Origin of the sequence: Kribbella qitaiheensis (assembly GCF_042657745.1) — a bacterium.
Lineage (GTDB): Bacteria > Actinomycetota > Actinomycetes > Propionibacteriales > Kribbellaceae > Kribbella > Kribbella qitaiheensis.
Map to the genome: position 1 here is coordinate 124,045 of NZ_JBHSKE010000042.1, position 12,578 is coordinate 136,622.

Sequence of the window (12,578 nt, forward strand, 5' to 3'; positions counted from 1 at the left end):
GGGTTGAGAGCGCTCTGATGATGTAAAAGTGACCTGAGTTTCGAGCGTTTCAACGGAGTGTGTCAAGGACCACACCGTCACTCTGGGACACGACACCGACTAGGTCAGTACATAGCAGCGGGGATTGTCACGGTGTGAACCAAACCGGTGACACAGGGCTGCATTTTCTGCTCTTTTCCTGAATTGACCTGACCCGGGTCAGCAACTTACGAACTCGGACCGGGCGTCCGGGCGAGCACAGGCAGTGAGCAGCTGGAGCCGAAACCTTCCGGGAAATCACCGATAAGCGGTACGTCGCCGTTTCGGAAAGCGTCAGGGCAGCAGGTCGCGGACAACAGCATCGGCGAGGAGCCGACCACGCTGGGTCAGGACGAGGCGGTCCGCGGACTCCACCAGCAGTCCATCGGCGATGGCAAGGCGTGCCGCATCTTGGCCGGGCTTGTCGAGCACGTCGACCGGCAGTCCGGCCGACAAGCGGATCTCCAGCAGCACCCGCTCCACCCGGCGGGTCTCCTCGTCGAGCACCTCACGCGCGTACGCCGGGCTGTCCCCCGCGGCCAGGCGATCGGCGTACGCGCTGGGGTGCTTCACGTTCCACCAGCGGACGCCGCCGACGTGGCTGTGCGCGCCCGGGCCGATGCCCCACCAGGTGTCACCGCGCCAGTAGAGCTCGTTGTGCCGGCAGCGGGCGTCCGCAGTACGGGCCCAGTTCGAGACTTCGTACCAGTTGAGGCCGGCGCCGCTGAGCAGTTCGTCGGCGAGCAGGTACTTGTCGGCGAGGTCGTCGTCATCAGGCATCGGCAACTCGCCGCGGCGGACACGCCTGGCCAGTTGGGTGCCATCCTCGACGATCAACGCGTACGCGCTCACGTGGTCGGGCTCCGCCGACAGCGCCGACTCCAGCGAGGTCCGCCAGTCGTCGAGCGACTCCCCCGGCGTGCCGTAGATGAGGTCGAGGTTCACGTGCTCGAAGCCCGCGGCCGTCGCCTCCTTCGCCGCCTGCAGCGCGCGGCCCGGGGTGTGCTTGCGATCCAGGATCTGCAGCACGTGCGGCGTCGCGCTCTGCATCCCGAACGAGACCCGGTTGAACCCGGCCTCCCGGATCGCGGCGAGATAGGCCGGATCGACAGACTCGGGATTGGCCTCCGTGGTCACCTCGGCGTCCGCCGCCAGCCCGAACTCGTCCCGTACCGCGGCCAGCATCCGGCCAAGGTCCTCCGCCGGGAGCAGCGTCGGCGTACCTCCGCCGAAGAACACCGTGTCCACCGGCCGGTCCAGGTCACCGAGCACCCGCCGGGCCATCCGCACCTCTTCCACGGCCGTCTGCGCGTACGACGCCTGCGAACCACCGCCGCCGAGTTCCTTGGCGGTGTAGGTGTTGAAGTCGCAGTACCCGCAACGCGCGGCGCAGAAGGGGACGTGCAGGTAGAAGCCGAACGGACGGCCGGCCGCCTCGCGGACAGCCGACTCCGGCAGCGACCCGTCCCGGGGCGCAACCTCCCCCTCGGGCAGTGTCGATGGCACCCACCCATCGTACGTTCCGCGCAATCCGAGACAGGATCGCGGTGATTCCGGGGTGGTGGCCTGTTCTGGGATCGCTAGATTCAGGTCATGGAGACCGAGGCCCCGCCCGTCGGACGGGCCACCCAGAACGCCGTGGTGGTCGCGATCCTGCTCGGAATATTGCTCGCTGCCCTCGACCAGACGATCGTGGCGACCGCACTCCCGACGATCGTGAGCGACCTGGGCGGGGCCAACCACCTGTCCTGGGTGGTCACGTCCTACCTGCTGGCCGAGACGATCATGACCGCGCTGGTCGGCAAGTTCGGCGACCTGTACGGGCGCAAGCGGATGTTCCTGATCAGCGTCGTGCTGTTCCTGATCGGCTCGGCGTTGTGCGGAGCGGCCGACTCGATGCTCTGGCTGGTCGGCTCGCGCGCGATCCAGGGTCTCGGCGCCGGCGGCCTGCTGGTGACCGCGACGGCGGTGATCGCGGACGTCGTACCGCTCAGCGAGCGCGGCAAGTACCAGGGCTTCATCGGCTCGGTCTTCGGTGTCGCGACGGTCGCCGGTCCGCTGCTCGGCGGGCTGTTCGTGGATCAGTTGAGCTGGCGGTGGGCGTTCTACGTCAACATCCCGCTCGGCATCGTCGTGCTGATCGTCGCCGGGTACACCCTGCCCGCTGTGAAGGCCGCGGTGAAACCGGCGATCGACTACCTCGGCATCCTGCTGATCGGTCTCGCGGCGACCGGCCTGACCCTCGTCACCACTTGGGGCGGCAACCAGTACGACTGGACCTCGCCGATCATCATCGCGATGGCGGTGGGCTCGGTGATCGCGTTGATCCTGTTCGTGCTGGTGGAACAGCGCGCGGCCGAGCCGCTGCTGCCGATCCGGCTCTTCCGGTCGCGGGTGTTCTCGGTCTGCGTGTCGCTGAGCTTCATCATCGGCTTCGCGATGCTCGGCGGGGTCACCTTCCTGCCGACCTACCTGCAGTACGTGCACGGCGCCTCGGCGACGGAGTCCGGGCTGCAGATGCTGCCACTGGTCGCGGGTCTGCTCGTCGCGTCGGTGGTGGTCGGCCAGACCATCAGCAAGACGGGCCGCTACCGGATCTTCCCGATCGTCGGCACGGTGATGATCGCGGGCGGCCTGTACCTGCTGTCGTTGATGGGCAACCAGACGAGCTACCTCCAGACGGCTGGATCGATGCTGGTACTCGGGCTCGGCGTCGGTCTCTGCATGCCGGTACCGACGGTGGTCGTCCAGAGCACGGTGGACTACTCGGATCTCGGGGTCGCGACGTCCGGGGTGAGCTTCCTTCGAACACTGGGCAGCTCCTTCGGGGTCGCGGTGTTCGGCTCGGTCTACGCCGCGCAGCTGCCCGAGCGGTTGGCCGGCGCGATTCCTCCTGGTGTCGATCCACGCGCTGCCCAGTCGGTCGAAGGCGTCCACTCGCTGCCCGCGGCGGCGCGGGACTCGATCACCGCCGCGTATGCCGACGCGCTGCACGTGGTGTTCCTGGCCGCAGTACCGGTGGCTGTCCTGGGGTTCGTGGTTGCCCTGCTGCTGAAGGAGGTTCCGCTGCGCGACACCGCCCGGACGTCGGTGACCGGGAACTCAGGCGTGGGCGACAGCTTTGCCGCACCGGCCTCGGCCGACTCCGAGCAGGAACTGCAGAAGCTGTTCGCCTACGTCGTCCAGAACCACAAGCGCAACCCCGGCCCCGAAGTACTGGTCGAGTCAGGCATCCCACTCTCGATCGCACAAGCCTGGATGATCCTGCGCGTCTTCCGCGGCGGCGCCGAGCACGGATCCGCCACCCTGCAGGAGATCACCGGCGACCTCAGGGTCCCACCGGGCGTCTTCGAACCGCTGGCCGCCCAACTGGTTGCCGACGGCTACCTCTCGGAAACCCTCGGCCACTACCGCTTCACCACCCGCGGTCTGGATATGTTCCAGCGCTTCGTCGGCGCCTACCGAGTCTGGATCCTGGCGCGGTTGGACGACTGGGACGCCGATAGTGCCCCCGCCTTCTCCGCCGCCGTAGACCGAATCGCCGAACAGATGATCGACCGAGGCCACGCCCTGACCACCGGCAAACACGCCGCCCTCACGGGAGCCTGACGCTGTACGTCGGGCCCCCACGCTGGGGAGGTGGCTCGTCAGCGAGCGCCTCACCGCTTGCCTGGGATATGGGTCAGGAAGGGTTGGTGTAGACGCGGCGGGGCCGGATCAGTACTGCGGTTCGGCCTTCGGCTTTCATTACGCGGTCGTACTCGTTCCAGTTGTCGTGGGTGCCGCCCGCTGCGGTGAAGATGTCGCGGAGCAGGACGCGCAGTACTTCGTCGTCCGTCAGCCACTGCGGCCGGTCGTCCGGGCCGGCGAGTTCGGCGGTGCCCTCGACCGTGGCCCACTGCCAGCCGCGCCGGAAGGTCACCGCCAACTCCGGGCGGGCTCGCAGGTTCTTGAGCTTCACCTGGCCGTAGGTGACGAAGGCGAGCACCTGCTCACCGTCGCTCGGGTGAGCCATCGCCCCGACATTCACCACCGACGACTGGATGGTCCCGTCGGCCCGTCGCGTCGCGACAACCGCGAGGCCCTGGTCCTCACTCGCTAGCGCAGCCGCCTCCGACAACGTGGTCACAACTGGGTCTCCCTACTGGTGCAGCTTCGAGGGCCAGTTCGGCGGTACGCGGCCCTCGGGACCCGGCGTCGGCTGGTCCTCGGGGTGGTGGTTCGGCGGCGCCAGGGCGGGGCCTTCCACGAAGCTTTTGTTCCGGTAGTCCCAGTACCAGTCCTCGCCCGGCTCGAAGCTCTGGATCACCGGGTGACCGGTCTGCTCGGCATGGCCGGTCGCGTGCTGCTCAGGCGAGTCGTCACAGCACCCGATGTGTCCACAGGCCGCACAGCGTCGCAGGTGGAACCACCAGCCGCCAGCCAGCTCGCACTCGACACACCCGTTCCCGCTCGGCGCGACCGTCGGATCGATGGCCTGGGATTCCTGGTTCATGGGGACCTCCGTGAGTGGCAGGGGTTATCGGTGCCGCGCCAGAAGTCCAGCACGGTTCCGCCAAACTTGCGAGCCTCCTCGCTGTGGGCGAACGTGAGAACACCGACGCCCCGCGACGCTCGTACGATGACCCGATGGACGACGGCCCCGGATCGGACCACGAGAACCACGAGGACGACGACGGCGGCGATCCGCGCGAGATCATCGCTGATCTGACTCGCATCACGAGTCCGCGGGGAGTACAGGAGTCCTACCTGGCCCGCATCGGCGGAATCGACCAGTGGATCTGCGTCCGCGGCCAGGACCTGGACAACCCGATCATCCTCTTCGTTCACGGCGGGCCCGCTTCGCCGCTGACTCCTACCCTGTGGCAGTTTCAGCGGCCCTGGGAGGAGTACTTCACCGTCGTCAACTATGACCAGCGGGGCGCCGGCAAGACGTACCGTGCCTCCGACCCGGAGTCGATCGCGGCGACCATCCACATCGCGCAGTACGTGAGCGACGCCATCGAGATCGCCGAGTCGATCGTCGCGAAGTACGGCGCCCGCAAGCTCGTGCTGCTGGGACACAGCTGGGGAACGGTCATCGCCTTCCAGGCGGCGCTCGCCCGGCCGGACCTCTTCCATGCCTATCTGGGCATCGGCCAGATCATCAACACCAGGACCAACGAAGAACTCAGTTTCACCTACGGCCTCGAGCAGGCCCGGCAGACGAACAACGCCGAAGCCGTCCAGGAAATGGAGTCGATCGCGCCGTACCCGGGCGAGACGCCGGTCACCCGGGAGCGGATCATCATCGCCCGGAAGTGGCCGCAGTACTACGGCGGCCTGACGGCGTACCGCGACGACTCCTCGTACTACTTCTACGCACCGCTGCTGTCCCCCGAATACGCCCCGGAGGACATCGACGCCATTGGCGAAGGCAACGAATTCACCCTGGCGAAGATCCTGCCGGAATTCCTGGACGTCGACTTCACCGGTGTGCGGGAGTTCCCGATCCCGGTGCTGATGTTCATGGGACGGCACGACTACACCACCCCGTCAGCCCCCACCGCAGCCTGGCTCGACGCGGTCGAAGCGCCGTACAAGCGCGGCGTGTGGTTCGAGAACTCCGCCCACATGATCCCGTTCGAGGAACCCGGCAAGACCCTCATCAGCCTCGTGACCTACGTCCGACCTCTGACCGATCCAACTGATGAGGTCCTCACCCAGCCGTAGGCCTTATTCGGCCCAGGATCCGTTCGGCGCCGTCATCCTCATCATCCAGTAGCTGGCCGGAACATGGGTGGCATCGTTGATGACCTGGCCGTCGAGCTGGCCGAAGGACTGCAGGGCGAGCTTCTCGAACGCCGCCGGCTCCCGGACATACTCGCCGCGGTCGTTCTCCGACATCCACCGCGAGATCCGGCCCTGGGTCGGCTCGAAGCAGGTGTCGACGCTGATCACCCGGCCACCGGGACTCAGCACGCTCGCGGCCAGGTTGAGCAGACTTGTGCACTGCTCGTCCGACATGTGGTGCAGCAGCCCGAGCAGCAGCACCACGTCGATCGGCGGCAGCGACCGGGCAGCGGCTTCGTCGAAGTTGCCGCAATGGAAGCTGGCGTTCTCACCGCCGAAGCGCTGCTGGGCCCAGTCGATGTACGGCGCATCCGTGTCGAACCCGTGGTAGTTCAGCGGCTGGGGCAGACGCGGGAAGTAGTACGCAGGGCCGCAGCCGATGTCCAGGACGGTTTCACCCGGCTGGATCTCCTCTATGCAGCGGTATCGCAAGCGGTCGGCGCCGACGATGCGCTGCAGCAGCACGTAGGCGGGCACATGCCTGAGAAGGCCTTTCAGACCCTCCATGGGGATCTCCTCGGTCCGGGGATTGCCCATGTTTCAGTGTCTCGACACGCTAAGTCAAACGAACTCGCTCAGTCCCTCAGCTCGTAGATGATGATTTGCCCTCGGGTGTACCTCCGGTCGGCGAGCTGGTCGAGCGTGCCCTCGGCGACGCTGCCGGCTCGCTTGTCCGCGAAGATCCAACGGACGCCGTGATCGCGGCGCAGGGTCTCCAGCAGCTCAGGCGTCGGCGCAGTGAGTGCGTTCGTCGTCAGCTCCACCCGGTCGGGCCAGGGCGACGGCAGTTCCCTGTAGTTGCCGTTCGCCTCGCCTTGGTTGGCCAGCGACTGCTGCGTGTAGGCCCAGCCCTCCATCAGCGTTCGGCGACCGCCGACACCGCTGACCAGGTAGCCACGCGCGTCACAGGCCGGACGACGTGGTCGCGCCAGGCAGGCGGTGTTCGTCACGACCACGTCGTACTGTCCCGCGTTGCGCTCCAGCCACAGCGCGGCTTGGATCTCGTCGGTGGTGTACAAGGGTGACGCCGAGACCGGGATCTGCGGCGGCTCCCCGGTGAGCCCGTCGGCCGCACTGCGCCACTCCGACCAGGGCCGGCTGGGCAAGGCGAGGCCGACCGCGACACACATCAGCAGAGCCAGGCCGAGGCCACGGACCTGCGGACGGACGGAGCGAAGGACGAGCCAGCCGAGCAGCCCGACCGCGAGTACCGCCGCAAGCCACAGCATCGGCACAGTGACCGCCCGCGTGATCTCCGCCGGGGAGACAGGCCGGGCTTTGCTGTTGCCGAACGCCCGGATCGCCAGAGCGAGCGCCGCACCGGCCAGCAGGCCACCGGCGATGATCACCCGGCGGACCACGCGGGGGCGTCCGGTGACCGCGCCGTGGATCGCGTATCCCGCGGCGACGGCAGCGAAGGGCAGCGCGCCGCCGAGGAAGTAGAACTGACCAAAGCCCGGATGGTCGACGACCAGGAATCCGAGCATGGCGGCGATGAGCGTGCCGACCAGCCACCACTGCGCCGGATCGGTTCGGGTCCGGCGCTGTCCCAGGCCCAGGAACGCCACGACCCACACCGCCCTGCTCAACACGACGGAGACAAGGATCGCGATCGCCCAGGTCAACGTCTCTTGGTCGGCGTCGCGGAGCCCTTCGATGATCCATCCACCCGGCGCGGCAACGGCGGTGTCACCGGTCAGAGCGGCGTATCCCTGGAAGGCCCGCAAAGCCCCGAACAGCCGCAGCGGAGTACCTGCGGTGCTGCCCGACACAGTCAGCATCGACGCCAACGTCACGCCGACCAGTACGACGCCCAAGCCGACGGTCAGCCAGGGGATGCGCCTGTTCCGCACCAGCAGGTACAGCGCCGCCAGGCCGGTCCCGCCGAGCAGCAGCGGCAAAGCGGTGGGCTTGGAGCCGGCGGCTACGCAGACGACCAGCAGCACGATCACCCAGGACCGTCGCGGGGCACCGCGGTACAAGACGCCGATCAGCAGTGCCGCGGCTCCGACGCTGATCGTCGTCCCGAAGGACTGCGACGGGCTCAGGAAGACGAGTGGTGAGGCCCCGAGGCCGCCGACGAACTTCCAGATCGCGACCCGCTGGACGATCGTCGTCAGCGCGACCGCGAGCGGGGCGGTCCACCAGGCTCCGCTGACCTGGCGCGCGAGTGCGGCCACCGCGAGGACGAGCCCGATGATGATCGGGGCGAACCACAGCCTGAACAGCACGAAGCGGGGGTCGATCCCGGTGATCTGTGCGGCCGACACCAGGTGTGCGTCGGCGAACCAGTGGTACTGCATCGTCTCGCCCGCCACCTGCGGAATCTGCGGCGGGACGGAGCGGCCCAGCTCGTGCACGATGCTCAGGTGCCAGAACATGTCCTGGTAGTAGTCGCCGCCGTACTTGGGGACCGGCGAGGCGCTGACCGTGCCCCCGTAGAACAGCAGCAGCGTCGCCGACAGGAGCAGCGCCAGCGTGGCGCCCCAGGCGAGCGGCAGCCGCGGCGCGTCCTGCGCCCGCCAGCAGCCCCGCAACCGCGGTACCGCGGCGAACACGACCAGCACCGCCGCGGGCCACACCACCAACCACTGCTGCAGCCCAGCGGCCGTGAACAAGGCCCACCCCGCCAGCTCGAAGGAGAGCCCCACGACGATGCCGATGCCCACGTCCTCCGGCCACGTCCGCCGGCCCGGCGCGAAGGCTCGCAGCAGCAGCACTCCCGGCAGCACCACACAGCCTGCGAAGTAGGCCGAGTAGCGGAGAATGTCGCCGTCCCCCACCCCCGTGCCTGCTAGTACCCAGTACAAGGTCGCCGCAGGAAGCAGCCAGACGAGCGCACCCACGAACGGTGGCCAGGTAGACCTGCCGGCCCGGTCTGTCATGAACCACCAAGGCCAGGCGTGCCCTCGGTGAGAGGAGTCAGGTCGGACATAGTGGTGGAGCCTAACCGTTGCCGACAGCTGTTCGGACGAGCACGTGGCTGTCGGGCGAGGGCTAGTCGTACATCTTGTCCAGGAGATCGCCGTACGTCGTCTCCACGTGCTTGCGCTTGAGCTTCAGACTCGGGGTCATCTCGCCGGACTCCACCGTGAGATCCCGGTCGAGAATGGTGAATTTCTTGATGGTCTCCCAGCGGTTCAGCCCGGCGTTCAGCTCGTCGACGTAACCCTGCACCAGCTTCTGCGCCTGGTCCGACGTGACGATCTCGGCGTACGTCTTCCCCCCGAGACCGTTCTGCTCGGCCCACCCCTGGATCGCGTCCGGGTCGAGCGTGATCAGCGCGCTCACGAAGTTCCGCTGGTTGCCGTGCACCAGGAACTGGCTGGCATACGGGCAGATCATCTTGAAGCGTCCCTCGATCACCTGCGGCGCGACGTACTTGCCGCCGGAGGTCTTGAAGAGGTCCTTCTTCCGGTCGGTGATGAAGAGGAACTCGTCCTCGAAGTGACCGATGTCCCCGGTGTGGAACCAGCCGTCGGCGTCGATCACCTCGGCGGTCTGCTCCGGCAGGTTGTGGTACCCGCTCATCACGCCAGGACCCTTGATCAGGATCTCGCCGTCCTCGGCGATCTTGAACTCGGACGCCGGGAAGATCGGCCCGACGCTCCCGAGCCGGTACTGGTCGGGCCGGTTCAGCGTCGATCCCGCGGCCGTCTCCGACAACCCGTAACCCTCGAGGATCAGCAGCCCGGCCGCGTGGAACCACTCGTTGAGGTGCTTGTCCAGCGCGGCCGACCCGGAGACGAAGAAGCGGATCCGGCCGCCGAAGCGCGCGCGGATCTTCGACAGCACCAGTTTGTCGGCCACCGAGTACTGCGCTGCCAGTACTCCGCTGGGCTCCTTGCCCTGCTGGCGCAACTTGGAGACCTGCGTGCCGATCCCGAAGGCCCAGTGGAACAGCTTCGCCTTGACCCCGCCCTCGGCCTTCATCATCGTCACGATCCGGCCGTGCGCCTTCTCGAAGACGCGGGGCGCGGCGGCCATGAAGGTGGGCTGCACGACGGCGGCGTTCTCCACGATCTTGTCCACCCGGCCGTCGATCGCCGTCGCGAAGCCGATCTGGAACTGCACTGCCAGCAACACCTGGCCGAACACGTGCGACAACGGCAGCCACAGCAACTGCAGGTCGTCCGGGCTGAGCACCCGGATCCCTTCCACCGCCGCACCCTCGTACGTCCACACCGAGTGCGGCAACCGCACGCCCTTGGGCCGGCCGGTCGTGCCGGAGGTGTAGACGAGCGTGCAGAGGTGCTCGGGCCGGATCTGCGCGATCCGCTCGTCGATCGCCGCGGGGTTCTCGTCCAGAAGCTTGGCCCCGAGGTCGTCGAGCGTGGCGAGGCTGATCACCCAGTCGCCGTCGCGCTCCTCCGGTTCACCGTCGATCAGCACGACCTTGTGCAGCGACGGGGTGTCCGACTTGTGTTGCCGCAGTTTGTCGACCTGGCTGGCGTCCTCGGCGAACACCACCTGTACCTCGGCGTCCGCGACGATGTACGAGACGTCCGCGGCCATCGTGGTCGGGTAGATCGTCGTCGTGGCGGCCGCCGCGAGCACCGCCGCCAGGTAGCACTGGACCCACTCGAGCCTGGTGCTCGCCGCGACTCCCACCCGCTGCTCGGGCTCGACTCCCAGCGCGATCAGGCCGGCGGCGCGACGGCGTACGAGGTCTTCGGTCTGCTGCCAGGTCACCGACTTCCACTCGGAGCCGGCCGGATACCTGAACGCCTCCCGGTTCGGCGTCGCGTCGACGCGGTCGAGGAACATCTGTGCGAGGTGCTCTTTGCGGTTGCTCAGCAACGCGAGCTGGGGACCGTCGGCAACGGGCTTCATGTCTGGCCTCCATGGGGGGTCAAGTAACCGAACAGTAATGGGCTGAAGGCAGCGGTGGCCATGGTCCTCGCTTGCCCGTCCGCACCATCTCGATCACGTTTCCGCAACATGCGCGCACGGTCTGTGGCACTCGTCTTACTGTCCGTTCTAGCGGCTCGGTGAAGGGGCGTCCAGTTCGACCGCCTCGGGCACCAAGGACTACTAGCGCTGCGGAGGCTTGCGGGCGATCACCCGACGGATCGTCTTGCCGGAACTGCCGCTCGTCACCTCTTCGTCCAGCAGCAGTTCCGCTGGGACCAGTGCGTTCCTGACGCCGGCAGCGTCGACGACGGCATACAGACGGCCGGAGTCGTCGCGCTGGTCCTCGCCTTCGGTGACTCGCCAGGTCAGGTAGAGAGTTCCGCCCGGCTTGACGATGTCGATCAGCCTCGCGGCTGCCTGTACGGCGCTGCGGGGATCCAGGTGCATGATCACGGTCTCGCACAGCACGTTGTCGAACGACTCCGCCGGGATGTCCGCCAGCTCCGGCAGCGCGGCCGACCGGAAGTCGACCTCCGGATGCCGGCGGCGCGCCTCGGCCAGCAACTGCTCCGAGGGCTCGAACCCGACCACGTCGAACCCGTTCGCCGCCAGCCAAGCCGCATCGCGGCCACTCCCGCACCCGATGTCCGCGACCAGCCCAGGCCGGCGGAAGTAGCGCAGTACGCATTCCTGCAGGTCGGTGCCGGCCGGCTGGCTGTCCCAGTCGTCCGCGAAGGCCGTCGCGGCGTGGTCGTAGGCGTGCAACGTCAGGTCGTCCATGCCCGCATCCTGCTGCGGCATGTCTCTCTATGTCAACTTTCTTGACGTCGAGAGATATCAGTGCTGGTGTTACTGGAGCAGTTCGGCGATCTGTACCGCGTTGAGGGCGGCGCCCTTGCGGAGGTTGTCGTTGGAGACGAAGAGAACCAGGCCGCGGTTATCGGGGACGGACTGGTCCTGGCGGATGCGGCCGACGTACGACGGGTCCTTGCCGGCGGCATGCAATGGGGTCGGGAGGTCGGCGAGTTCCACACCGGGGGCCTTCGCGAGGAGTTCCGTCGCGCGCTCGGGGGTGATCGGGTCGGCGAACTCGGCGTGGATGCTCAGCGAGTGACCGGTGAAGACCGGGACGCGGACGCAGGTCCCCGCCACCAGCAGGTCCGGGATGTGCAGGATCTTGCGGCTCTCGTTGCGGAGCTTCTGCTCCTCGTCGGTCTCACCGGTGCCGTCGGCAACGATCGAGCCGGCCAGCGGGAGCACGTTGAACGCGATCGGACCGGCGTACACCTGGGGCTGCGGCAGCGTGATGCCCTCGGTCCCGTGCGCGAGCCGGCCGGAACCGTCAGCCAGGGCGTTGGTCTGCTCCTCCAACTCGCGGACGCCGACGCCACCTGAGCCGGAGACGGCCTGGTAGGTGGAGACGATCAGGCGGGTCAGGCGGGCTTCCTGGTGGAGCGGGCCGAGGACCGGCATCGCGGCCATCGTGGTGCAGTTCGGGTTCGCGACGATGCCCTTGGGGAGGTGGTCGAGGTCGGAAGGGTTGACCTCGGCAACTACCAGCGGGACGTCGGGGTCCATCCGCCAGCCGGAGGAGTTGTCGACCACGATCGCGCCGGCCGCGGCGACCTTGGGGGCGAACTCCTTGGACGCCGTTTTGCCGTTGGAGAAGAGGGCCAGGTCGAGGCCCTTGAAATCGGCGGTCGCCGAGTCCTCGACGGTGATCTTCTCGTCGCCGAAGGGGAGCCGGCTGCCCGCCGAGCGCGCGGACGCGAAGTACCGGATCTCGTCGACGGGGAATTCACGGTCGATCAACAACTGCCGCATGACGCCACCGACCTGGCCGGTGGCTCCGAACACACCTACTCGCATGGTTC

At 67.7% G+C, this 12,578-nt stretch carries 10 protein-coding genes; 2 read left to right on the forward strand and 8 right to left on the reverse strand.

What is annotated here, in order from left to right:
• Nucleotides 1-312 precede the first annotated feature (312 nt).
• Nucleotides 313-1,524 (reverse strand): radical SAM family heme chaperone HemW, encoded by a 1,212-nt coding sequence (gene hemW, locus ACFPJ1_RS26800; protein ID WP_380108033.1) that lies wholly within the window; start codon nucleotides 1,522-1,524, stop codon nucleotides 313-315.
• An 87-nt stretch (nucleotides 1,525-1,611) separates the two neighbouring features.
• On the opposite strand from hemW, the gene ACFPJ1_RS26805 reads away from it, so the two are divergent.
• Entirely contained in the window at nucleotides 1,612-3,627 is a 2,016-nt protein-coding gene (locus tag ACFPJ1_RS26805) for an MDR family MFS transporter (RefSeq protein WP_380108034.1), read from the forward strand.
• A 73-nt stretch (nucleotides 3,628-3,700) separates the two neighbouring features.
• Here ACFPJ1_RS26805 and ACFPJ1_RS26810 read toward each other — a convergent pair whose 3' ends face one another.
• Together ACFPJ1_RS26810 and ACFPJ1_RS26815 are read right to left on the reverse strand one after the other, a co-directional pair.
• Nucleotides 3,701-4,147 carry a TIGR03618 family F420-dependent PPOX class oxidoreductase gene (locus tag ACFPJ1_RS26810; RefSeq protein ID WP_380108035.1) on the reverse strand — a complete coding sequence of 149 codons (447 nt, stop codon included), beginning with the start codon at nucleotides 4,145-4,147 and terminating at the stop codon, nucleotides 3,701-3,703.
• Nucleotides 4,148-4,159: 12 nt separating this feature from the next.
• Nucleotides 4,160-4,513 carry a UBP-type zinc finger domain-containing protein gene (locus ACFPJ1_RS26815; RefSeq protein ID WP_380108036.1) on the reverse strand — a complete coding sequence of 118 codons (354 nt, stop codon included), beginning with the start codon at nucleotides 4,511-4,513 and terminating at the stop codon, nucleotides 4,160-4,162.
• Between the two features lie 134 nt (nucleotides 4,514-4,647).
• On the opposite strand from ACFPJ1_RS26815, the gene ACFPJ1_RS26820 reads away from it, so the two are divergent.
• Nucleotides 4,648-5,730 carry an alpha/beta fold hydrolase gene (locus ACFPJ1_RS26820; RefSeq protein ID WP_380108037.1) on the forward strand — a complete coding sequence of 361 codons (1,083 nt, stop codon included), beginning with the start codon at nucleotides 4,648-4,650 and terminating at the stop codon, nucleotides 5,728-5,730.
• Nucleotides 5,731-5,733: 3 nt separating this feature from the next.
• Here ACFPJ1_RS26820 and ACFPJ1_RS26825 read toward each other — a convergent pair whose 3' ends face one another.
• The 5 genes from ACFPJ1_RS26825 to ACFPJ1_RS26845 all read right to left on the reverse strand — a co-directional run bounded on the left by ACFPJ1_RS26825 (nucleotide 5,734) and on the right by ACFPJ1_RS26845 (nucleotide 12,573).
• Nucleotides 5,734-6,357 (reverse strand): class I SAM-dependent methyltransferase, encoded by a 624-nt coding sequence (locus ACFPJ1_RS26825; protein WP_380108039.1) that lies wholly within the window; start codon nucleotides 6,355-6,357, stop codon nucleotides 5,734-5,736.
• 68 nt (nucleotides 6,358-6,425) lie between these two features.
• The gene (locus ACFPJ1_RS26830) at nucleotides 6,426-8,735 is read right to left on the reverse strand and encodes a hypothetical protein (RefSeq protein ID WP_380108040.1); all 2,310 of its coding nucleotides are present in this window, start codon (nucleotides 8,733-8,735) and stop codon (nucleotides 6,426-6,428) included.
• A gap of 112 nt (nucleotides 8,736-8,847) precedes the next feature.
• On the reverse strand, nucleotides 8,848-10,683 hold the full coding sequence (locus ACFPJ1_RS26835; protein WP_380108041.1) for an AMP-dependent synthetase/ligase: 1,836 nt from the start codon (nucleotides 10,681-10,683) through the stop codon (nucleotides 8,848-8,850).
• 201 nt (nucleotides 10,684-10,884) lie between these two features.
• Entirely contained in the window at nucleotides 10,885-11,484 is a 600-nt protein-coding gene (locus ACFPJ1_RS26840; protein ID WP_380108043.1) for a class I SAM-dependent methyltransferase, read from the reverse strand.
• Nucleotides 11,485-11,553: 69 nt separating this feature from the next.
• Nucleotides 11,554-12,573 carry an aspartate-semialdehyde dehydrogenase gene (locus ACFPJ1_RS26845; protein ID WP_380108044.1) on the reverse strand — a complete coding sequence of 340 codons (1,020 nt, stop codon included), beginning with the start codon at nucleotides 12,571-12,573 and terminating at the stop codon, nucleotides 11,554-11,556.
• Between the last annotated feature and the right edge of the window lie 5 nt (nucleotides 12,574-12,578).